20 protein-coding genes are annotated in these 22,987 nt (G+C 45.8%); 9 read left to right on the forward strand and 11 right to left on the reverse strand.

Features of this window, described 5'->3' with window-relative positions:
• Positions 1 to 7: 7 nt before the first annotated feature.
• Together H4K34_RS15730 and H4K34_RS15735 are read left to right on the forward strand one after the other, a co-directional pair.
• The gene (locus H4K34_RS15730) at positions 8 to 3,220 is read left to right on the forward strand and encodes a S41 family peptidase (RefSeq protein ID WP_210758341.1); all 3,213 of its coding nucleotides are present in this window, start codon (positions 8 to 10) and stop codon (positions 3,218 to 3,220) included.
• Positions 3,221 to 3,222: 2 nt separating this feature from the next.
• Positions 3,223 to 4,404: a C1 family peptidase gene (locus H4K34_RS15735; protein WP_210758342.1), complete on the forward strand. Its 1,182-nt coding sequence runs from the start codon at positions 3,223 to 3,225 to the stop codon at positions 4,402 to 4,404.
• A gap of 57 nt (positions 4,405 to 4,461) precedes the next feature.
• On the opposite strand, the gene H4K34_RS15740 is transcribed toward H4K34_RS15735, so the two are convergent.
• Together H4K34_RS15740 and hutI are read right to left on the reverse strand one after the other, a co-directional pair.
• The gene (locus H4K34_RS15740) at positions 4,462 to 5,487 is read right to left on the reverse strand and encodes a formimidoylglutamase (RefSeq protein WP_210758343.1); all 1,026 of its coding nucleotides are present in this window, start codon (positions 5,485 to 5,487) and stop codon (positions 4,462 to 4,464) included.
• Positions 5,484 to 6,722, reverse strand: coding sequence for an imidazolonepropionase (gene hutI / locus H4K34_RS15745; protein ID WP_210758344.1), 1,239 nt, complete (start codon positions 6,720 to 6,722; stop codon positions 5,484 to 5,486). The genes H4K34_RS15740 and hutI overlap by 4 nt, the downstream gene beginning before the upstream one ends.
• A gap of 88 nt (positions 6,723 to 6,810) precedes the next feature.
• Here hutI and H4K34_RS15750 point away from each other — a divergent pair, with 88 nt between their 5' ends.
• Genes H4K34_RS15750 through H4K34_RS15775 form a run of 6 tightly spaced genes read left to right on the forward strand, consistent with a single transcriptional unit; the run spans position 6,811 to position 13,057 of the window.
• Positions 6,811 to 8,895, forward strand: a complete 2,085-nt coding sequence (locus H4K34_RS15750; protein WP_210758345.1) for a hypothetical protein — start codon at positions 6,811 to 6,813, stop codon at positions 8,893 to 8,895.
• Positions 8,892 to 10,151: a hypothetical protein gene (locus H4K34_RS15755; RefSeq protein ID WP_210758346.1), complete on the forward strand. Its 1,260-nt coding sequence runs from the start codon at positions 8,892 to 8,894 to the stop codon at positions 10,149 to 10,151. The genes H4K34_RS15750 and H4K34_RS15755 overlap by 4 nt, the downstream gene beginning before the upstream one ends.
• Positions 10,151 to 11,767: an ABC transporter substrate-binding protein gene (locus H4K34_RS15760; RefSeq protein ID WP_210758347.1), complete on the forward strand. Its 1,617-nt coding sequence runs from the start codon at positions 10,151 to 10,153 to the stop codon at positions 11,765 to 11,767. The genes H4K34_RS15755 and H4K34_RS15760 overlap by 1 nt, the downstream gene beginning before the upstream one ends.
• Positions 11,768 to 11,778: 11 nt before the next feature.
• A complete protein-coding gene (locus H4K34_RS15765; protein WP_210758348.1) occupies positions 11,779 to 12,438 on the forward strand; it encodes a spermidine synthase in 660 nt (219 codons plus the stop codon).
• A gap of 10 nt (positions 12,439 to 12,448) precedes the next feature.
• Positions 12,449 to 12,874: a hypothetical protein gene (locus tag H4K34_RS15770; RefSeq protein WP_210758349.1), complete on the forward strand. Its 426-nt coding sequence runs from the start codon at positions 12,449 to 12,451 to the stop codon at positions 12,872 to 12,874.
• 9 nt (positions 12,875 to 12,883) lie between these two features.
• Positions 12,884 to 13,057 carry a hypothetical protein gene (locus H4K34_RS15775; protein ID WP_210758350.1) on the forward strand — a complete coding sequence of 58 codons (174 nt, stop codon included), beginning with the start codon at positions 12,884 to 12,886 and terminating at the stop codon, positions 13,055 to 13,057.
• On the opposite strand, the gene nhaC is transcribed toward H4K34_RS15775, so the two are convergent.
• The 5 genes from nhaC to H4K34_RS15800 are packed head-to-tail and all read right to left on the reverse strand — an operon-like array spanning position 13,054 to position 17,298.
• A complete protein-coding gene (nhaC, locus tag H4K34_RS15780; protein WP_210758351.1) occupies positions 13,054 to 14,496 on the reverse strand; it encodes a Na+/H+ antiporter NhaC in 1,443 nt (480 codons plus the stop codon). The genes H4K34_RS15775 and nhaC overlap by 4 nt on opposite strands.
• 43 nt (positions 14,497 to 14,539) lie before the next feature.
• On the reverse strand, positions 14,540 to 15,121 hold the full coding sequence (locus H4K34_RS15785) for a Maf family nucleotide pyrophosphatase (RefSeq protein WP_210758352.1): 582 nt from the start codon (positions 15,119 to 15,121) through the stop codon (positions 14,540 to 14,542).
• Complete coding sequence (locus tag H4K34_RS15790) at positions 15,112 to 16,044, reverse strand: geranylgeranylglycerol-phosphate geranylgeranyltransferase (protein ID WP_210758353.1); 933 nt, start codon at positions 16,042 to 16,044, stop codon at positions 15,112 to 15,114. Before H4K34_RS15790 ends, H4K34_RS15785 begins: the two co-directional genes overlap by 10 nt.
• Positions 16,038 to 16,571 (reverse strand): KdsC family phosphatase, encoded by a 534-nt coding sequence (locus H4K34_RS15795; protein WP_210758354.1) that lies wholly within the window; start codon positions 16,569 to 16,571, stop codon positions 16,038 to 16,040. The genes H4K34_RS15790 and H4K34_RS15795 overlap by 7 nt, the downstream gene beginning before the upstream one ends.
• The gene (locus H4K34_RS15800; protein ID WP_210758355.1) at positions 16,555 to 17,298 is read right to left on the reverse strand and encodes a Rossmann-like and DUF2520 domain-containing protein; all 744 of its coding nucleotides are present in this window, start codon (positions 17,296 to 17,298) and stop codon (positions 16,555 to 16,557) included. Before H4K34_RS15800 ends, H4K34_RS15795 begins: the two co-directional genes overlap by 17 nt.
• Before the next feature lie 80 nt (positions 17,299 to 17,378).
• On the opposite strand from H4K34_RS15800, the gene H4K34_RS15805 reads away from it, so the two are divergent.
• Positions 17,379 to 19,319 (forward strand): T9SS type B sorting domain-containing protein, encoded by a 1,941-nt coding sequence (locus tag H4K34_RS15805; protein ID WP_210758356.1) that lies wholly within the window; start codon positions 17,379 to 17,381, stop codon positions 19,317 to 19,319.
• On the opposite strand, the gene ccsA (H4K34_RS15810) is transcribed toward H4K34_RS15805, so the two are convergent.
• From ccsA (H4K34_RS15810) to ccsA (H4K34_RS15825), 4 genes are read right to left on the reverse strand one after another with little or no spacing between them, the layout of a single operon-like run.
• Entirely contained in the window at positions 19,316 to 21,730 is a 2,415-nt protein-coding gene (gene ccsA, locus H4K34_RS15810) for a cytochrome c biogenesis protein CcsA (RefSeq protein ID WP_210758357.1), read from the reverse strand. The genes H4K34_RS15805 and ccsA (H4K34_RS15810) overlap by 4 nt on opposite strands.
• A gap of 8 nt (positions 21,731 to 21,738) precedes the next feature.
• Positions 21,739 to 22,140 (reverse strand): cytochrome c maturation protein CcmE domain-containing protein, encoded by a 402-nt coding sequence (locus tag H4K34_RS15815; RefSeq protein ID WP_210758358.1) that lies wholly within the window; start codon positions 22,138 to 22,140, stop codon positions 21,739 to 21,741.
• On the reverse strand, positions 22,137 to 22,343 hold the full coding sequence (locus tag H4K34_RS15820) for a CcmD family protein (protein WP_210758359.1): 207 nt from the start codon (positions 22,341 to 22,343) through the stop codon (positions 22,137 to 22,139). The genes H4K34_RS15815 and H4K34_RS15820 overlap by 4 nt, the downstream gene beginning before the upstream one ends.
• Positions 22,327 to 22,983, reverse strand: a complete 657-nt coding sequence (gene ccsA, locus H4K34_RS15825) for a cytochrome c biogenesis protein CcsA (protein WP_210758360.1) — start codon at positions 22,981 to 22,983, stop codon at positions 22,327 to 22,329. The genes H4K34_RS15820 and ccsA (H4K34_RS15825) overlap by 17 nt, the downstream gene beginning before the upstream one ends.
• Positions 22,984 to 22,987 lie beyond the last annotated feature (4 nt).

Raw genomic sequence — 22,987 nt, forward strand, 5'->3', positions numbered from 1 at the left:
ACGATTTATGAAGAAACTGGCACTTACCTTTTTGGGTTTGGGACTTTCCATTGTCCTTCCGGCCCAAAGCTTTGTTCGTCATGCCCGGCTTTCGCCTGATGGAAAGTCACTGGCATTTAGTTATCAAGGAGATATTTGGTACTGGCCTCAGCAAGAGGGAAAGCCCTATCGCTTAACCTTGCATGAGGCTTATGATGGTCCTTTGGAGTTTAATGCAGAGGGTTCGCAAATTGCTTTCAATTCCAATCGATTTGGCAATAGCGACATCTTTACCTTAGACTTAAAAGGGGGATATCCCGAACGTAAAACTTACCATGCTGCCGGGGATAATCTTAGTGACTGGCATCCGGAACTGGGCATTTTGTTTAGCTCGGAGCGGGCTTATGTTACGGTAGAATGGGATTCGGAATTGCATCGCATCGACCCTAATAATGCCACCCCACAGCGTTTTATGGATGCCTTAGGTACGCATGCCGTGGCTTCTCCCGATGGAAGGTATATTGCCTTTATGCGTGGTTCTTGCCGAGCCAGTCGCGAGAATTATTCCGGTCCCGCCGATCAGGAAATTTGGCTCTATGATACCAAAGATCAGAGCTATAAAGCTTTGACGGAAAATACTGTTAATGACATCTATCCGCAGTGGAAAGACAATAAAACCTTGGTCTTTTTAAGTGCTAAGGAAGGACGCTACAATTTGAAGGAGCTTTCTTTGGAAGGCAGCGAAAAGTGGCTGACCAATTTCAGTAAAGAAGGCATTCACGATTTTGATATTGCCGCCGGAAAGGTGCTCTATGCCCGCAAAGACCGCTGGTATCTGGCAAGTCTTGCTAAAATGTCCGAAGTAAAAACTCTGGACATCGACCTGCGCGCCGATTACCGTTTTTATCCGGTAGAGCAGGAGACCATGCGTAATCGTATTGGAAATTACAGCCTCTCACCTGATGGGAAGAACGTTATTCTCGAATCCCATGGTGAAGTGTTTATCGGTACCCTCGATGATGAAAAGTCGCGCACTCAAAACCTTAGTGAGCATCCTTTCTACGATCGCGAGGCTCTTTTCTTAAATGATAGTACCGTGATCTTTAGCTCGGATCGCGAAGGAAATCAATACCGATTCTATCAGGCTACTTCTACCGATCCTAAAAAGCATGATCTCTTTGAAAGCCTGCGTCATAAAACCAGTCTATACTTCCAAAATAAAGGGGATTTGCGCGATGCTCTGCTTTCTCCCGATGGCAAGAAACTGGCCTTTATCGAGGGCGGTACCAAATTGCAGGTGGCTGAAGTAAAAGAAGATGGCAGCCTTGGAACTATTACTACTTTATTGGATGCCTGGCATCGTGCCAATGGATTGGCTTGGAGCCCGGATAGTCGTTATCTGGCCTACAATAGTGATGATCTCAATTTCAATACTGAGGTATACATTCAAGCGGTAGATGGCAAGTCTGAGCCGGTGAATATCAGCATGCACCCTGGTAATGATTACAGCCCAAGTTGGAGCAAGGATGGCTCTAAACTGGCCTTTATCTCCGATCGCAATAATGACAATGCCGATGTTTGGTTCGTTTGGCTGAAGCGTGAAGATTGGTTGAAATCTGAAGAAGAGCGTGAAGAAGGCTACTATTTTAATGAGGAGCCTGAAGAGGAAAAGAAAGAAGAAGATAAAGAGGAAGACAAGGATAAAAAGAAGGACAAGAAAGAGGAGGTAAAAGCCCTGGAAATTGACTTTGAGAATATCTATGATCGCCTGGAACAGGTAACTTCTTACAGCGGTAATGAATCGCAGGTCTTAGTATCGGATGATGGCGAAACCCTCTACTTCACCCGCTATAGCGTAAGTAGCGAAGGCTCTGATCTCTACCAAATTAAGTTTGATGGCAGTGATCTTACTCAACTCACTAAAGGTGGAATGAACCCCAATAATATCCAGTGGGACAAAGATCATAAGGGAATTTACTTCCTAAGTAGAGGCAGCTTAAAACATCTGAATCTAGGCAATAAGAAAACCACTTCTTACAGCTATGTAGAAAAGATGACCCTCGATAAAGGGGCAGAGCGCCAACAGGTTTATCAGGAGGCCTTTCGCTTAATTCGGGATCAATTCTATGATCCGAATTACCATGGTCAGAACTGGGAGAAGTTGAGCGAATATTATCAGGATTGGGCTTTGAAAGCATCTACCGATAATGATTTCACCTTCGTGTACAACCTGATGCTCGGCCGCTTAAATGCCAGTCATATGGGCTTGTATATGTTTGGTGGCGAAGAGGACCTCCAGAGAGAATCCACCGGCCGTTTGGGAATCGAAGTGAAAATGGAATCCAAAGGAGCACGAGTAACGCGCTTAGTGGCCAATACACCCGCCGACCGTTCCAAAAACAATCTGAAAGTAGGGGATCTTATCACCCATATTAATGGGGAAGAATTAAACGAAGCTCGAAACTTCTATTCCTATTGGACCGCCACTGTGGGGGAACCCATTTTGGTGCAATTAGAGCGCAATGGCGAAAGTCAGGAGATTGTTATTCGTCCGGCTCGCAGCATTAATGCCCAATTGTATGAAGAGTGGGTAGAAAGCCGCAAGGCCTTGGTAGAAAAGTATTCCAATGGTCGTTTAGGCTATATCCACATTCGCGGCATGGATAAGCCCAGCTTTGAGCGCTTCGAACGCGAATTAATGGCCTCCGGCTATGGCAAGGAAGGTATCGTAATCGATGTGCGCTTTAATGGCGGCGGCTGGACTACCGACTATCTGATGGCCGTGCTCAATGTGCGTCAGCATGCCTATACCATTCCGCGTGGCGCTGCTGCCAGCTTAGATGAGAATAAGAAGTTTAGCGAGTACTATCCTTATAGTGAGCGCTTGCCTTTAGCCGCTTGGACTAAACCTTCGGTTGCCCTCTGTAATGAGAGCTCCTATTCCAATGCGGAAATCTTTAGTCACGCTTACAAAACGCTTAATCATGGTACTTTGGTAGGAAAGCCTACATTTGGCGCCGTAATTTCAACCGGAGGCGCAAGCTTACTCAATGGAGCCTTTATCCGTTTACCCTTCCGAGCTTGGTATGTAAAGAGTACCGGCGAGAATATGGAAAATGGCCCGGCCGTTCCGGATGTAATTGTAGAAAACCCACCTGCTAGTCGCGCTGCAAACCAAGATGCTCAGCTCCAAAAAGCGGTGGAAATACTTTTAGAACAAATCGATAATCCAAATAAATAAAGATGAAGTACAGAGCTCTATTTATAGGCGCTCTCCTGGCTGGTAGTGCATCAGCTCAGGTAGACCTGATCAATAAGGTAAAAGATAATGGCGCAGATACCGCCGGATTTAACTTTACTACCGTGGTGGATTTAGAAGCCACTCCTGTAAAGAATCAAGGTCGTAGCGGAACTTGCTGGTCCTATGCCACTACCGGATTTGTAGAGAGCGAAATGCTCCGTATGGGTAAAAAGCCGGTAGATATTTCTGAAATGTTTACCGTGCGTAATGTCTATTTTGATAAAGCTGAGAAATACGTTCGTTTGCACGGATACCTCAATTTTGCCCAGGGTGGTGCTTTACCCGATGTGATGTACGTGATCCGCAAATACGGAGCGGTTCCACAAGAAGTGTATGAAGGTTTAGATTATGGAACCGACATCAACAACCACGGCGAATTGGAAGGCGTCTTAAAGTCGATGCTGGATGAGGTAATCAAAAACAAGAACGGTAGCCTTACCCCAGTTTGGCGCGAGGCCGTAAATGCTACTTTGGATGCCTATTTGGGTGAATATCCAGAGAGCTTCGAGTACGAAGGAAAGACCTACACTCCACGCAGCTTTGCTGATGAGTATTTAGGTATTAATCCGGATGACTATGTGCAGTTAACCTCCTTCACGCATAATCCCTTCTACGAAGAAGTAATGATTCAAGTGCCCGATAACTGGGCTTGGGGCAAAGCTTATAATGTGCCTTTAGAGGATATGATGGGTGCATTGGACGTAGCTCTTAACGAAGGTTATACCGTTGCTTGGGCTACCGACGTAAGCGAAAAAGGTTTCTCTATTCGCAATGGAGTAGCCATCGTTCCCGCCACAGATTATGCGGATATGAGCAAAGAGGAGCGTGCTGCGATGTTCGAAAGCCCAAAACCTGAAAAGGAAATCACTCAGGAAAACCGTCAGGAGGCCTATGATAATTACGAGACCACCGATGATCACGGTATGTTGATTACCGGAATCGTAAAAGATCAGGAAGGCAATATCTACTATATCGTTAAGAATAGCTGGGGCGAGAAGTTAACCAACGACTTCCGCAATGGTTACCTCAATGCTTCTGAAGCATTTGTGGCCTACAAAACTATTGGCATCATGATGCATAAAGATGCACTGCCAAAATCATTGCGCAAAAAGCTAGGACTCTAATCCATAGCTTAAGAATACAAAAGGCCTTGTTTTTCGGAACAGGGCCTTTTTTTGTTTTTAGGCTTCCGCCTGATGCGACTTAATAAAATCGGTGATTAAATAGACCATGGCTTTAGCGCTGAGCTCTGCTTCGGTGGCATTGGTCGCTAAGGCCGGTGCTCCTTCTGCTAAGTGGAAGTAGTAGGGACTGGCCAAGGCAGCGGCGGTCTTCACCAAGGTACGTGCCTGGCGCATGGTAAATCCGCTCGCATTAAGGGCGCTTACCGGAAAACCAGTGATGCTGTCCATATCCAATTCCAAACCAATGGGGCCAGGACCTAACCAGCGTAAGGCATCCTTAAACAAACGATCGCGCTCCTCCGTGCTAAAGGTTAAAAGCTCATCGTAGGTGAGGTAATACAAATCAGCAGAAGCTCTGAATTTCTCCAGGATGTCTTGATTGTTGTAGGATTCATGCATGCCAAAAACCGCATAACGACCCAAATAACCTTCTTCGCGGGCATAGCTAAAGCCATTACCACTATGGCGACCTTCCAAGGCACGGTAATCGGCATGAGGATCAATATTTAAAACATCGATATCCGATTTGCGGGCTTGGGAAATCCCCTTAATAATGCCGTAAGAGTTATTATGTCCACCGCCAATCACAATGGGAATTTTCCCGGCTTTGGCAATGGCTTCCATTAGAGCTGAAACACTTTCATCAATTTGAGCGGTAACCTCGCGCAAGCGCTGTAAATCGGCCGCTCTATTTTGATCCAGATTACGCACTTCATCCATCAACTCTTTGAAGTCCAAAACCGGACCTAAAGCAATATTGGAAGCATCCAGAAATCGATTGACTTGAATATTGCAAAGGGGAGAGAGCAGGTATTGGAAGGTTTGTGCACAGCCGGGCTTTCCTAAATTGGCGCGCACACCAATATCTTCCATAATCCCGACAATCACATAGCGGAAATCTTTGGAGTTCAGATCTTCCAGCTTGCTGATGAGCTGTACCGCTTCACCAAATTTCTTTTCACCATGGCGGGGAAAAGTATGGTCTCTGAGTTGGTGGCTATCTAAAAATCGTAAATGCTTCATAATTTCTTTTCGCCTTTAAGGTAGAGGTCCATAATTAAATTATGCCCAAAATGATAGGGGATGGAAGCCAAACTAAATCCAGGAGGAAGGGTAATAAAGTTAGCCCATTTACCGCGTTCCAGACTACCAATTTCATCACTCATTTCAATGGCAGCGGCACCATTCAGGGTAGCAGCAACCAAAGCTTCTTCGGTACTTAGCTTCATTTGGGTGCAGGCCAGGCTCATCATTAAAGCCATATTGCCTCCAGGCGCAGAGCCAGGATTAAAGTCCGTTGCCAAGGCTAAAATTCCTCCCTCATCAATTATGGCGCGACCCGGAGCATAGGGAATATCCAAAAAGAGGCTACAACCCGGCAAGGCAGTTGCAATGGTTTGGCTATCGGCCAGGTAGCTGATTTCCTTAGGGCTCATAACTTCCAAATGATCCAAAGAAAGGGCGCCCATATCCACCATGGCTTCTATGGCGCCTAAGCTATTGAATTGGTTTACATGCACCTTGGCACTTAAACCATAAGCCTTGGCTGCTTCTAAAATTCGTAGACTTTGATCGAGATTGAAATAGCCTTCTTCACAGAAAACATCCACATAATCGGCCAGGGATTTCTCAGCTATAGCCGGTAACATTTCATCAATTACCAAATTCACATAGCCTTCTTGATTGCCTTTAAATTTTTCTGGAATGGCATGCGCACCCAGAAAGGTACTCTTGATATCCAGGCCTGACTTTTCCTTTAACTGACGGACAATGCGCAGCATTTTAAGCTCGCTTTCGGTACTTAGGCCATAGCCACTTTTAATTTCCAAAGCGCCGGTGCCCATGCGCATCAAATCCTGCAAGCGATGGTAAGCTCCATGCAAAAGCGCTTCTTCAGGCGCTTCGGCTAATTTGCGGGCCGAGTTTAAGATTCCACCTCCGGCGGCGGCAATCTCTGCATAGGATTTACCGGAAAGGCGCATGGCAAATTCATCTTCGCGATTAGCGGCGTAAACTAAGTGGGTATGACTATCCACAAAGGCAGGTAATACCAATTTACCTTGTAGGTCTACCGACTCATCATAGCGTTCGCAGCCCGGACATTTTCCGCTGCCCAGATCAATGATTTTTCCGTTTTCCACCAACATCCAGCCCTTTTCGAGAATGGGTATTTCCGACATTTCAGCGCCGCGCTTGTACAAACGACCCTGATCTTCAACTTGAATGATTTGGGAGCTATTATGATAGAGGATGGTCATGCTAAAAATTTGCTTGCGAAGATACCAAAGCCTAAGCGGAGCTCTCAAGGCTAGGGTGCATTTTGTAAATTGCCACAAAATAAAGCCCTTGAAGAACTATACCCTACTCTGTTTTTTTATTGGACTTGGGGTTCTGGTTGGCTGCAGGCCTGATATTCAGCCGGCAGACTGGGAGGTAGATGCCCTGGTTCCCATTTTAAAAACGCGGGTAGATATTCGCGATTTAACCGATTTAGATTCCACCTTGCAAAGCAGTGCCGATGGACAGCTGCAAATTGTCTTGCGTGAGAACCTGGCCAGCTTAAAGCCCGGCGAAATTGCGCCTCCTTTTAATGAGGAGTTTGAGAATACCGCCAAATTGCAGAACATCACTCTGGGTGCTCGCACTATTCAAAACCGAATTTCCTTAGGGCAAATCGCCATGCAAATGGGCCTTCAAGGGGCACTCTTGGTAGCCGCAAATGGAACTCAACAGAATATTCCTCCAATCTCCAATGTAGGCCCCAGCAATTTTAATATTGATGCTACGGATTATTTCCAAAGCATGATCTTGCGAAACGGCTGGTTAGTCCTTCGGATCCAAAATAATTTCCCCATTGATATTACCAATTTGCAGTATGGTATCCAGAATGTAAATGCTGGTTCTTATATCGTGCAAAACACCTTAGCTAGCTTACCCAGTGGGGCGGTGCATTACGACTCCATTCAATTGATTAACAACTTCTTGATTGAAGGAAATCTTCAAGCATCTTTAATCAATCTGGATTCGCCCGGTAGTGGCAGTGGCACCGTTTTAGTCGATACTTCCGATGCTTTGGATTTACAGGTTACCTTGGATAAACTGGATCCGGTTTCGGCCACGGCCGTTTTCCCGGCTCAGGATTTATTTAATGAAACCGGAGAGGCCTTTATTTATCCGCCTTCAGCTTTATTGACCTCTGTGCATGTCTCGGAAGGAGATATTTATATGGATGCCTATAGCACCATCAACGACAGTATCAACCTCTCCTATATCTTACCCGGCGCTACCAATAATGGCAGTATCCTTCAGTTTTTAAGGGTGATTCCCGCCGCAGCCAATGGGCAGGTGGTAAATGAATACGTGGAAATTCCGGTTCGTAACTATACCCTCGACCTTCAAGGAATGCCCAATTCGACTAATATTCACAATACCTTCTACACCACCTTTATTGGCAGTATAGATAGCACCGGTCGCATTATTAGTCTCTCCTTACAAGACAGTGTCTATGTAAAAACCGGAATCAAAAATCTGATTGCCGATCGTGGTTATGGTTTCTTGGGATACGATACCATTATTGGCGATGATCAGGTGGAATTGGAATCGGTTTCTGAATTCTTCTCGGGTAGTATCGAATTAGATGATGTGCAATTACAGCTAGAGGTCGAAAACTATATTGGTGCCCCCTTCAATTTTAAGATTCTGGATTTAAGCTCCCGCAATGATGATCAAACGCGCAGCTTGACCTGGAATCAACTAGCCTATAATTTTAATCTGGATCGAGCTACCGAGCCTAGCCCTGGCGCGCAACCCGTCCCTGGCAGACTGACCATTAATTTGGATAAGAACAACAGTAATATTCAAGATCTGGTCGAGATCTTTCCTAGCCATATGGCCTTTGCCATGGAGGCCTATATGAATGGCTCTACACCCAGCCCCATCTTTGATCAGTTCTTAAATACCAATTATGGAATCGAAGCCAATTTACAGGCGGTAATTCCTTTGCATTTAAGCTTGAATGATATTGCCCTCCAGGATACCATGGATTTCGAATACATCTCCGTAGATAAGGACTGGCGTATGAAAGGCGGTGATTTGATTTTGAAGGCGGAGAACTCTTTCCCCTTTCAGGCGAATGTAGATATCGTACTCTTTAATAATGGCGGTATTCCTATCGATACCCTTTTTAGTTCGGATGCCGTTGCAGCGGCCGATGTGGATGCAAATCAACGTAGTGTAGGACCTAAATCCAGCACCGTGAAATACAGTATTCAGGGTTCTAAGCTTGTTTCTTTACAGAAAACCCACTTCATGATTTTTAAAACCAGCTTCAATACCGATCCGCAAAGCGGAATGGTTAAGATATATTCAGATAATTATCTGGATTTACAATTGATAGCTGACTTCCGCTTATCTACTGACAAAGGAGGATGAAAAAGAGTTTAATTCTATTGCTTCTGGGCCTGGCCTTTACCCTGCAGGCGCAAACCGATACCAGCCAGAAGGACCTAAACATTCAAATTCCAGCCCGCTTTAAATACCTGCAAAGGCCCTATTTGGAAATGAGCACCATTCAGGGGGGAGCCAGTAAGCAGTGGTCTACCACTCAAATGCTGGAGTTTTTCTATGGTGATTTTGTGGATGATGCCGAAAAGGCCGAAATGATGTCGGCCGCATCTAGCGAAGGCCTCAGTTTGGGCTCCATTCAAAGTTGGGATTTTCGCCTGGCCTTCGAAAGGGAAAAAACGGAGCCTCGTAAGGGACCTTATTTGGATATGCCTCAGAATGCCATCTTCATCTATAATCGCTCCTACAATAGTCTGAAAATGAGTCCGGATATGCTGCGACTCTTTTTATATGGAAATCGAGCTACCGCAGGAGAGGCCCAAGATATCAGTGATTTTAATTATCAATCTTGGTTTTACTCTGGCATCGGTTATCAATACAGTTTTTTAATCGATACCCTTCCGGTTTCGATAGGCTTATCGCTGGTATCGATGCATACTTTAGATGACCACAGTACCGGGCAGGCTAGCTTAACAACCGCGCCGGATGGTTCTAATATCGACTTTGCCGGAGCTTATCATTTTGGACAGAGTGGAGCTACCACCGCCTATTCCATTAATGGTTGGGGCTTGGCTTTAAACCTAGAAACTCACGAGCGCTTTGGCAATCATGAATTTAGTTTGGCGGCCTATGATTTAGGTGCGGTTAATATGCCACGATGGCTGCAGATTGATCGCGATTCTAGTTTTAGCTTCGAGGGTATCAATTTGGGGAACCTTTTTGATCTATCAGAAGGTTCCTTCAACAACTTAATCGATTCCCTTTCCGATGGAGTGGTAGGAGGCGGTAGAGCTGCCAAATGGAAAATGTTGCCCTTTAGATTGCAATTCAAGTATCGCTATCATTTCCAAAAGCAATTCGCTTATGCGGATATTGAGTATTTACATTTACCCAATTGGTTCCCCAGAGCCGCAGTAGGCTATGGCTATCGCTGGAAGAAGTTTAAGGCCAATACCGGCCTGGCCTATGGCGGATTTAATGGTCTTTCCTGGGATTTAGGTTTAGACTGGAAAATCACCAAACATTGGCAAATGCAGGGTGGGCTCAGCAATTTATTTGGACTGGCCATACCGGGCTGGTCGGGAGGAACGATTGGTAATTATAGATTACGCTATACTTTTTAATGCGGAAGGCATCAATCATACTTTTAGGCCTTATTCTGGGCGCATGCAGTGGACCGCCCAAGCGTGATTTAAACACCGTTTTCCGTTATAATGAAGCAGCGGGAATCAGCAGTTTGGATCCGGCCTTTGCCAGGAATCAAGCTAATATTTGGGCTTGCCATCAGCTCTTCAATGGTCTGGTGCGCATGGACGATCAATTGCAAGTTCAGGCCGATTTAGCCGAATCCTGGGAAGTCTTGGACAGTGGTCGCTTGTATCGTTTTCAGCTCCGCCCCAATGTCTATTTTCATTCCAATGCTTGCTTTGGGGAGGATAGCACCCGAGAGCTTAAAGCCTCCGATGTATTGTATTCCCTCAACCGTTTGCGCGATCCGCAATTAGCGGCGCCTGGTTCCTGGGTATTGAATTTAGTGGATTCAATAAAGGTAAATGGCGACTATCAAATCGAAATTCATCTGCAAAAGCCCTTTGCACCTTTCTTAGGAATTCTAAGCATGAAGTATTGCTCCGTGGTACCAAAGGAAGCCATTGCCTATTATGGATCAGAGTTTAGTCAGCATCCGGTAGGAACCGGCCCTTTTTATTTTAAGATTTGGCTGGAAAATGAAAAGCTGGTTCTGAGAAAGAACAAGGCCTATTATCAGAAGGATGAAGATGGAAATTCTTTGCCCTATTTGGAAGCAGTAGCGGTAGACTTTATCAGCGATAAGCAAAGTGCCTTTTTGGAGTTTCTAAAGGGCAATTTGGATTTCCTCTCCGGTTTGGATGCTTCCTATAAAGATGAGTTATTGAGTCCAGAAGGTGAATTGCGCTCCAAATATCAGGAGGGCTTTAGCCTATATCGTCAGCCTTATCTCAATACGGAGTATTTAGCCTTTTTAATGGACCCCAAAGCGGGCTTGCCAGAAACGCAGTACTGGCAAATCAAAGAATTGCGACAGGCTTTAAATTACTGTTTCGATCGTCGTAAGATGATGCGCTTCCTTCGCAATAATGTGGGCACTGCCGCCGAGCAAGGGATGATTCCCAAAGGTTTGCCGGCCTATGATTCTAGCGCTAATTATGGTTATAGCTATCAACCGGAAAAGGTAGATTCCTTATTGGCTGCGGCGGGTTTTCCGGGAGGCAAAGGCTTACCCGAATTGCGATTGCAAACCAATAGCTCCTATTTGGATTTATGTGAATACCTGCAAGGGGAGGCGGCCAAAAGAGGAATTCGAATTAAAGTGGAGCTAAATCCGCCCAGTACCTTAAGGCAGGCTATGGCCACTGGCAAGAGTCCATTTTTTCGCGCCAGTTGGATTGCCGACTATCCTGATGCGGAAAACTATCTCTCGCTTTTTTACAGTCCTAATCAGGCACCTAATGGACCAAATTACAGTCGTTATAGCAGCGTGGCTTTCGATTCATTATACGAAGCCGCCTCGCGCACTGCCAATGATAGCTTGCGCATAAAGCTCTATCAGCAAATGGACTCGCTGGTGATGGCGGACGCGCCTGTTATTCCACTTTATTACGATCAGGTATTACGCTTTTACCCCAATAGCATTGAAGGTTTGGGAGGCAATGCCCTCAACCTATTAGACTTGACCCGAGTGCGAAAAGGGGCGCAGTAATATTTCCATCCATGAAGAAGAATTGGAGATATTGGTTGAGCTTTCTTTGGCCCCTGCGTAAAAGCTATCCCTCTAAAATTAGCGGTCGACTGGAGCTAAACTATATTGATGGGCAGGTGATGCTCGATTCTCCGGAAGCGAATTACTCCTTTGGTTCTTTGCAGGAAATTCTCGAGCGTGGATTGGAGCATATCGATTTAACATCAGTCCAAACGGTATTGCTTTTAGGTTTAGGAGGAGGAAGCATAGTAGAATCCCTGCGGGCAAAATTTGATTTTCAAGGCGAGATAGAAGCAGTGGAAATCGATCCGGTGGCCATTGCTATTGCTTGCCGCGAATTTGGCATTTGTGAGGATGCCAACCTTAAGATTCATCAGGCGGATGCCCTGGCCTTTATGCAGCAAAACTCAAAGACCTTCGATTTGGTGATTTGCGATCTTTTTATCGATCGGCATATACCCGTTCAATTTCTAAGCGCTAACTGGGCTCAACTACTTTTAAAAGGACTTAGCCCTCAAGGCCAAATTTTAATTAATCTGGGCATCCAATTAAAACCGGAAGCAGCGGAATATGAATTTTACCATGCCCTGCAAGCAGCCGGCGATTTGCATTGGACGCGAATGGAGAAGGTGAAGGAAACCAATACTTTAATTATCGGTAAGAAGCAATAAAAAGATCATTATGATAATCTGGGGAATTCGCAAGCATAGTATTTATTCTGACATAGATCACAGCATTCAATGTCCACATTGTTCTGATAAGGAAGAAGGGGTAGAGCTTGAAGTGAGCAGGAAACATTTGCGCATCTTTTGGATTCCTACTCTTGCTTTTAGAAAGAAGCTCAGCCTAAGATGCTTGAATTGTGGAAGCAAGATTAAAGTTCAAAGTCTGAGAGATTCGGAACAAGTGCGCTTAATTAATTTAAAAGGGAGACATCGGGCCCCCTTATGGCAGTTCAGTGGCTTATTTGTTGTGGCGATTTTCATCGCGATAATGATACCGGTGATTCAAAATTCAAATGCCGCCGATTTGGAAAAAATCAAGCATCCGGAAATGGGTTATTACCTGCGCTATCGAGTGCCAGGTGGTGGCTATTCCAGTTATTAAATTGAATCGGTGTCGAAGGATACGGTGCTGCTGCGCCCCTTAGAATTAAGTTCTCGAAAAATGACCAGGCTCTATCAAATTGAGAAGCCCGAAAATCACTCAGACAGCTTGATTTATTGGTCTAAAAGCGATTTGCTGCAGGAGTATACTAATGGCAGTATTTATGGTATTCGTGCCGATTAAGCCGCTTCTTTAGGCGCTACCAAACAACGAATCTTATAACCTACACCCGCTACAATTAAGGTCATAATAGGGCTGAGGTAATTGAAGACCGCATAAGGTGCATAGGCGGCGGTATCTACTCCTAAAACGCCACTTTGATAGGCACCACAGGTATTCCAGGGAATAAGTACCGAGGTTACGGTGCCACTGTCTTCTAGGGTACGACTGAGGTTTTCGGGCGCTAAGCCTTGCTTTTTGTAGGCATCGGCATACATACGACCGGGGATTACAATGGCCAGGTATTGATCGCTGGCCGTAAAATTCACCACAAAGCTGGTCGCGAAGGTGGTGGCAATTAAGGAGAATACCCCTTTGGCCAGGCGTAATAAGGCTGCCGATAAACTCTGTAGAAAACCACAGGCCTCCATGGCGCCCCCAAAGATCATAGCGGCAATAATCAACCAAACGGTATTAAGCATACCCGCCATGCCCGATGAATTTAGGAGCTCTACCAAAATGGAATGTTGGGCAGGAATGCTCACATCTACTGTTAAAGCATTCATTAGAATTTTATAGATCTCCTTTGCGCTATTGGAATCGGCCAAGGACACCAGTAAATCGTATTGAAATATTAATGCAGCTAGCAAGCCGGCCAAAGCACCAATTAAGATAGCGGGGAGGGCCGGCATTTTACGCACAATCAAAAAGATCACTAAGGCTGGCACTAGAAAGAGCCAGGGACTCAAATTAAAGGTTTGCTCCAGTTCCAATAAAAGGGGATCAATTTCGGCAATGCTACCCTGTCCATCTTGCATAAAACCCATAATAGCAAAGGCAATCAGGGCAATGACGAAGGATGGAATGGTGGTGTACAGCATGTACTTGATATGGGTAAAGAGATCAGTACCGGCCATGGCAGGTGCCAAATTGGTCGTATCGGAAAGGGGCGAGAGCTTATCGCCAAAATAGGCACCGGAAACTACCGCCCCGGCTACCATGGCTTCGTTCATACCCAGGGCCTGACCAATACCAATAAGGGCAATACCCACCGTAGCACTGGTTCCCCAACTACTGCCAGTGGCCAAGGAGATTAAGGCACAGATAATGGCGGTGGCGGGAAGGAAAATTCCGGGACTCAGAATCTTTAAGCCGTAATAAATCATGGCGGGAATAACTCCACTAATCATCCAGGCGCCAGCGAGGGAACCGATCAACAAGAGGATAATTAGGGCTCCGGTGGTAGATTTTATCGAATGGGCAATGCCTTCAATAAGATCATCGAAACTGGTGCCTCGTAAAATTCCGATCAAGCCGGCTACGGCGCCACTGAGGATCAGGATCATTTGGTTGGATCCGTCCAATGCAGAATCGCCAAAAACACCCAGCACATTTATAGCCAGTAAACTGATAAGAAAGAGAATGGGGATGAGGGCGAGACCGAGAGGCGCTTTTTGATCCATAGTGCGTATTAAGGCCGGCCATAATACGAAAAAAGCGGCATTCTTAGGGCCGCGCTTTCAGGTAGTTTACGATTCGATGGCTAGGTAAGCCCATAACCGTAAAAAAGGAACCTTCAATGGCTTCGATGGCGGCCAGGCCAATCCACTCCTGAATACCATAGGCACCGGCCTTATCATAGGGCTTATAGGTATCTACATAGTATTCCATTTCCGCTTGATCCATCGCGCGGAAGCGCACTTTGCAGACATCGGAAAACACCGTTTTTCCTTCGGGGGCAATGCAGCACACTCCGGTAATAACTTCATGCTCACCGCCGGAGAGGGCGGCTAACATGGCCAGGGCTTCTTCGCGATTGGCCGCTTTTTCCAGCGACTTTCCCTTATTCCAAACCACGGTGTCAGAGCAAATCAATATTTCGTGAGCTTGCCTTTCGGCGGATAGGAAATCAGCTTTGGCTTCGGCTAAAAACTCAGCGATCGCTCCGGCCTTAAGTTCAGCGGGATATACTTCATCTAAATCCGCTTTGCATTGACGGAAATTAAGTCCCAGGTCCTTTAGTAATTGCGCCCTGCGTGGCGATTGCGATCCCAGTAAAATGGGACTTTCCTGCCATTTTAAGGCCATTGATACAAAAGTGATAGGGTGAAGACAGGCATGCTAAGGATGCCCAAAAGCATCACAATTTTTGTGAAGCTACTAATGCGATGAAAGTCGGCTGCAGAACTGGCACGCATCAGGCGAAAGCCTACAAAAGCTAAAGGCAATGCTACAGCCAGCAAAACATAGAGGGCAGAGCTAATATTTCCGCCCATGCTCAATAAATCTTGAGCGTACCAAATAATAGGGGCTAAGGCCACGGCAATAAGTAAGATAAGCAGGGCCTTGAGTCCACGCTCTGGCATAATGATGGCCAGAGTTTGGTAGCCAGCCATGGTATCGCCCTTGCGGTCTTCCATATCTTTTACGATTTCTCGAATCAGCGTAAGCCAAAAGGCAAAAGCCGAATAATACAGTAATACCTGAAAGCCTTGTTTTACCATTTCGGCATTTTCCTCGGTTCCCGCCGGCAGGAGATCGAAAATGGCCACTAAAAATACCGGCATGGCGCTGAGCAGCGATACCAATACATTGCCAATTAAGGGTCTTCTTTTTAGATTGGTAGCATAGAGGTAGAGCAGGATGGAAGCAAGAGGAGCAACCAACCAAAGGCCTTCTAATTCTACTTGTTGGGCCAGAAAATAGGCCGAAACAGCCGCTAAGATCACGGTGGCAAAATAGAGATACCAGGCCCGGTCTTCGCTAATTCCTCGGCCAATGGTAATGCGTTTGGGCTTGTTGGCCGCATCGGTTTCCAAATCGAAAAGATCGTTAATGATATAACCACCGGCCGCTAATAATACTGAGCAGAGAACCCCCAAAGCATAATACCAATGATCCAAGGCATGGGGCATATAAAGGGCTTCAGTAAAGCTAAGGCGGATGAGGTATTGAATAAATACGATCATCAGCAAATTGGGCCAACGTATAAGTCGAAGAATTTTTACCATCTAAAATCGTCTTCCAGCATCCAGTTATCCTGCACCTTGAGGCATTGTTCAATCACATCGCGAGCACAGCCTTCGCCGCCTAAATGGGGCGAAACATAATCTACCAATTGGCGAACTTCGGGCACTCCATTATGGGGGCAGCAAGCCACACCGGCCTCCTTGAGAACGGGAATATCAGGAATATCGTCACCCATATAAAGGATGTTCTCCGGCTGCAGACCTTCATGCTCATAGACCGCTAAAAAGTCGTTCCAAGCTTCCAATTTATGGGGGATGCTCATGTAAATATCGGTCAGGCCTAAGCCTTGAAGTCGGGTTTTAATGCCTGCGCAGGAGCCACCGGAAATAAGGCCCACTTTATAACCCTTGCGTATGGCCAGCTGTATGGCATAACTGTCTTTGCTATTGAGGTTGCGGATGGGTCTACCATCTTGACCAATGGCCAGATTTCCGCTATTCAGAACGCCATCCATATCAAAAATAAAGGCCTTGATAGGGTGGAGGAGTTCCTTATAATTCTTTTTCATTGCTCTGTTGAATGAGGGTACTTAGCTTTTGATAAAGGTCTGCAAGTTCAGGATTTTCCAAGAGTTCCTGATGGGCTTTTATGGTATTGAGATCACCACGCACGGCCGGGCCGGTTTGATTCAAAATAGGGTCGGCAGCACTGAGGCCTTTCACCTGTTGGCTTAGTAAAGGCTTGAGAATCTCAAAATCAATATCCGCTTTTTGAAGCACTTGCCAGGCCCAATGGTAGAGGTAATTGCTGAAATTATGACTAATCACTGCGGCCAGATGTAATTGCTTGCGCTTTTTACTGTCGATCTCATAATAGGAAAGATCTAAAGACTGCGCCCAGCTCTTTAATTGATTGAGTATTGATTCGGAAGAGGCTTCCAGGCAAAAGGGAATGCTTTGGATATCTACCTCACTTTCGGCCTGAAGACTCATTAAGGGGTAGAAAATGCCACGATTAGGATGGCGAATATCCAGGTCTTCCAGAGGTACCGTTCCCGAACTATGGGCTAAAATGCCTTTTTGGGCCGGTATACATTTGGTGAGCTCCGCAATATTTCGATCGGCAATACAGATTAAACAGAGGTCGGAATCATCACCTAATTCACTGAGCTTTTTTTGGGATGCTGATTTGGGATTTCGCGCATAAACACTCACATCCAGACCCATATCAGCGAAGGCTTTGGACAAGAATGTGCCTACCTTACCATTTCCAATGATAGCGATTTTGTGAATCATAGCTCAAAAGTACGCATTGGACGGGGCTCTTCCTCACGCTTAAAAATAATCCTATCTTCACGATCCCTAACCCTGCCTAAATGAAGTTATTAGAACGTACCGGATTTCTATTGGTCCTGATGCTGCTTTCTGTCAGCTCTTTAAATGCCGCTCACCTTATTGGTGGCGAAATCACCTATAGTTGTCAGGGTAATAATCTTTATACCGTTTCCTTGCGGGTTTACCGCGATTGTGCCGGTGGTGGTGCTGCCTTTGATGGCAATGCCAATGTGGCCATTTACGATATTAATAATCAGCTGATTCGCACCTTATCCATTCCCCGTGGTCAGATTATTTCTTTGAATAATAGTCTTTCCAGTGACCCTTGTGTATCGGTGCCTGCTAACCTTTGTGTTGAGTATGCCGATTATATAGATACGGTTACTTTGCCGCCGGTAGTTGGAGGCTATACTATTGTACATCAGCGTTGTTGCCGCAATGCTATTATTGGAAATGTGAATAATCCCGGAAGTTTTGGGAATACCTATTCCGTGCGTATCCCCAGTATGGATACCACTTGTAATAGTGCCCCGCATATTGTGAGTCCGCCCGATAATGTGCTCTGCCTAAACCGTCCGGCGACCATCAATTTACAAGTTACTGAAGCCGATGGCGATTCGATTAGCTATGATCTTTGCCAAATTTTCGCCGGAGGTGGAAATGCCGGTGGTGGTGGCGGTAATTGCTTTTCGGTAATTCCCAATCCGCCTTGTCCACCGCCTTTTACGCCCTTAACCTTTGCGGCGCCTCAAACCTTTTCCAATCCTATTCCGGCCTCTACCAATTTCACCATTAATCCGCGTACCGGACAACTTCGCGGTACAGCCAATCAAATTGGAGTATATGTAGCCGGTATTTGTATTACCGAATGGCGTGATGGGCAGATCATGAGTACGGTACGCCTCGATTATCAATTTGCGGTAACCCAGTGTACGCAGAACATTGTAAGCGATATGCGTACGCCTTTGGAAGACCCTACCATTTTATGTGATGGACTTACAGTTCAGTTTGAAAGTGAAACCAATAATGCCAATGGCTTGCTCTGGAATTTTGGAGATCTTAATACCAATAGCGATACCAGCAGATTAGCCAATCCTACCTATACCTATCCGGCTCCCGGAACCTATTATGTACGCTTAATTGCCAATCCAGGGGAAACCTGTAGCGATACCACCTTTGCCCCCTTTAAGGTTACCGCTCCGGTGCAGGGCGATTTTCTGTGGGATGGGGTGCCTTGTTATGAAGTACAGGGTATACAGTTTGAAGCGATAGGCACCAATATTCGCCCCAATACCCGCTACGAATGGGAGTTTGGCGCTGATGCTTTAATTCCGACTGTTACCGGCCGTAGTGCCTTTGGTATTAGCTGGATGCAACCAGGGCCTAAGCCGGTTAAGCTCACCTTGTATTGGGATAGTTGCTCGCAGGAAATTGTAGATACCATCGACATTGTGCGCGGAAATGTATTTACCGATGCCGGTCCGGATACTGCCATTCAGCGGGGTTCAGAATTGCGCTTGCATGCCAATTACGGCGCCGATTATTACTGGTATGCCAGCAGTCCGATTGAAATCGATAATCCTTTTTCTCGCAATCCAACTTTCCGTTTCAGGGAGCGCGATGATACGGTGATGGTGTATTTGATTTTAACCGATCAATACGGATGTAAGGGTAAAGATTCGCTTTGGGTTTATATCAGTGATGATTTGGATGCCGCCGTCTATAATATCATTACCCCCAATGGAGATGGAGTGAATGACTTTTTCGACATCAGCTATATCAACCCTTCCGGGAATTGTGGACTTTATATTATGAATCGCTGGGGCGCCGAAGTGTATCGGGATAATGCCTATAGTAATGATTGGTTTGGTACCGATCAGGATGGTAATCCCTTACCGGATGGCACCTATTACTATGTGGTGCAATGCGGAGTGGAAGTGCGTTCCACCGGACCCATCACCATCAATCGCTTTTACGACTAGGATCGTTTTACACGTTGCCAAACGGCGATAAAGCTGCCAATTACCATTAAGATAGATCCTATCCAAAGGATATTGATCATAGGGAAAACGATGGCCTTTTGAACGATATAAGGCTTTTCAATTGGATCCACTTTGGTCCAGGCGCGAATCTGAATTTCGTTCTTATCTGGATCTACATCCTCAAAGCGAAATTTGAAGCCTTGCATTGCTAATACCGTATCGCGGAATTCCTTAAAATCGTTTTCCACCACAAAGGCAGGTTGAATGGGGAATTCAGTGCCCATTGGGTTGATTAACCTCAGGTGTGCCGTAAGCTTGCCGGCTAATATTTCCTGGCGTTCTTCATTACCTACGAAATTGGCCAAGGTACTGTCGAGCACCACAAAATGACCTTCGTAAATGGCAGTGTCACCCTGACCTAAACTTACTTCTGCTTCATTGCCAAAACCATCGGGGCTGGCCACTTCCAATTCGGAGGAATAGGTGATATGGGTATAAATGTCATAATTCCAATAATGCTTGGTATCCGGATTGGGATTGGGCCCCATTTGATCACTAAACTGTAGGAAGGGTCTCAATTGGAAGAGTGGCTCGCTATCCCCGGGATTATTAAAGTAGGATACTTTGTAAAACTGTTTTTGGCCTTCCATTTCCACGCCTTCGTAAACGCCGGTGTATGGACCCAGTTTTAAACTGTCGCCTTGCAACATTTGAATATTCTCATTAGCCGCTTGATTCTCGGTGAAAACCTGACTGCGACTAATCACCTGCTTGCGTCCATTGGAAATAAGGGCACCTACCAATATGAGGGCGAAACCGATATGAGCTACCGAACTACCAGCAAAGCTCCAATTAGCTTTTCCGGAAATGAGCCAATACCAAAGGTTGGAGAATACCGCGAAAATTCCGCTGTAGAGTAAAGCTAAATAGAGGGGCTCCGACCAGAGATAATAAACCTGTGCGGTATAGGAAGCCAGAGCAATGCTGAGGATTAAAGAAATGCTAATGCCGCGCCAAAATACCTTGCTGGCGGTTTTACCATAGCGCAGGAATTGACCAATGGCCATTAAGATGGCGATCACCAAAGCAAAGGGCAATTGCCAGCTGTGGTAATGAGCAATAGGATCTAAATGGGGCGCCTTGTTTTCGCTGAGGATGGGGATTAAACCTTCGGGGCCAATCAGTTTATTGATCACTGGCAGCGAGGTGCTAAAGATGATTTGAAAGGCCGAGATAAAGAGAATCAGGCTACCAATAAACATCCAGAACTCACGGGAGCTCAGATCATCATCGCTCTTGCTTTTAGGGATCTTTTTATAGCGCCAAAGGAAAAGACCCAAGGCCAAGACACTGAAAAAGAGGAGGTAGATTAATAGCTGACCACTTAAGCCTAAATCCACAAAGGAGTGCACGGAGGAATCGCCTAATATTCCGCTTCGGGTAAGGAAGGTAGAATAGAGAATAAGGATAAAGCTGAGTAGGCTCATGATAAAGGCTGCACTGAGGCCCGCGCGCTTATTGCGGTAAATCAATAATAGGTGGGCTGCACCGGCCATTACTATCCAGGGCACCAAGGATGAATTTTCTACCGGGTCCCAGGCCCAGAATCCGCCAAAACTTAAAGCTTCGTAAGCCCAAGCACCTCCCATTAAAATACCCAATCCTAAAATGCCCACACTAAAGAAAGCCCAGGGCAGGGCAGGTTTTACCCAGGATTTAAAATCGCCTTTAATTAAGGCCGCCATTGCTAATGCAAAGGGAACCAGGGTAGAGGCAAAGCCCAAGAAAAGGGTAGGTGGATGTATGGTCATCCAATAGTTTTGGAGCAAGGGATTTAATCCGGTACCATCCATAAAGGCTGGAAAGCGCTCCAGGTAATTCGCTAATTGCGTCCAGGGTAGACCGATATTTTCGGCGGTTTCCCGCATCAATACAAAAGGACTGCTGCCAATTTTTAAGCCTAAGGGGTAAACGCCTAAAACCATGGAAGCGATAAAAGCCTGCACGGCTGAGAAGACCATCATGCTGTGGTTTTCCCAATCCTTGGCCTTAAACATCAGGATGAGACCTAAAACGGCATTCCAAAAGAGCCACAGAATAAAGCTGCCTTCCTGACCTTCCCAAAAAGCACTAAAAACAAAGCGAGGCTCCAAGTTTAGGGAGGAGTGCTTCCAAACGTAGTCGTATTCGAAATAATGGTTGAGCAATAAGTAGAAGAGGCTTAGAACAATGCCAAGGGTGGCAAGGCTATGCAATCCAAAGGAATAACGGGCAATTTTGCGGTAGCCGGCATTTTGGGTGCGGTCATTAAGGTAGTAGGCCACCATCGCCACCAAGGCACTTACAAAAGCCGTACTAACAGAAAGGCGGCCGATAAAGCCGGGGAGGAGGTGTTCGCCAATGTATTCCATCCAAAAGCTTAATTCACGTAGCTGTTTTGATTACCAGCCATTTCATTCTTTTCATTGTACTTGCTGGGGCACTTCATCAGAATTTCTTCGGCGATAAAAGCGCTGTCGGTAGCGAAACCTTTCATGGTAATTTCTTCACTACGCTCAAAATCCTGAGGCTTGGGCTGATGGTAGATCACTTTTTGCTTGGAGCCATTTTTATCTACCGCTCCAAAGCTGAAGCGATTGGCCTGCGCATCGTAATTCATGGCCGCCTCCTTATCCAAATAGCCAATTACCGTGTATTTGGTACCGGGATTTCTTTCGGCCTGCTCAAAGTTTACATAGGTAGAAGCATCACCCAGGCTCACCATAATGGCGCCCATGGCTACGGCAATAATTATGATGAGCGCAATATGCGTACGTTTCATAAGGACTTTTTCAGTTTGTTGACTTTACGGTCGAGGTGAACTAAATAGAAAACCACTCCCAGGAAAATGATCGACATAATAGCAACGACCACATAGATTTTTCCGTTGGAGCGAAAGAACTCGGCCATTTCCGGTTTTGCATTTTGCGCCTGTAGGAAGAAGGGCAAAAGAAAGACTGCCAGAAGATTAATTTTCTTGCGCATATTTCAATTTTTGGATGCGAATACTAAGGGAGCTAATCCAAAGTCCCATGAGCATCCAGCCTACAACGGCCGGATAAAAGACCCTTCGCATATTATCGTCTAAATCGTATTCATTAAAACCGGGATTGCCGCCCATACCCGGGTGCAGACTGTCGGTAATGCGAGGAAGTATGCCAATAAAGACAATCATCATCACAAAGGCGAAAATATTGTAGACCCCCGCCAGGCGACTGCGTTTATGCGGATCTTCCACGGAATTACGCAGAATGAAATAGGCTAAATAAGTTAGGATGGTCACCGCGGTACCTTGCAATTTGGGATCATTGGTCCAAAAGGCACCCCAGGTAAAACGAGCCCAAACCATGCCGGTTGTAAGGCCTAATAGGGCAAGCAGAAATGCGGTCCGCGCGAATTGCTCCGCATAGATATCCCATTTAAGATTTCCCCTTAAGGTTTTAATGCTGTAAATAAGGCTGAGCAAGAGCATCAGAATCATGGAAAACCACATGGGAACGTGGAAATACAAAACCCGAATGGTTTCATTGAGCACATCTAAAGCCGGAACCGGACCGAGTAGTCCTTGAATAATGGAATAGAGCACTAATGCTACGCCAATCGCTTTCCACCAAATGCCTTTCATAGCC

The sequence above is a fragment of the Croceimicrobium hydrocarbonivorans genome (genome assembly GCF_014524565.1).
Lineage (GTDB): Bacteria > Bacteroidota > Bacteroidia > Flavobacteriales > Schleiferiaceae > Croceimicrobium > Croceimicrobium hydrocarbonivorans.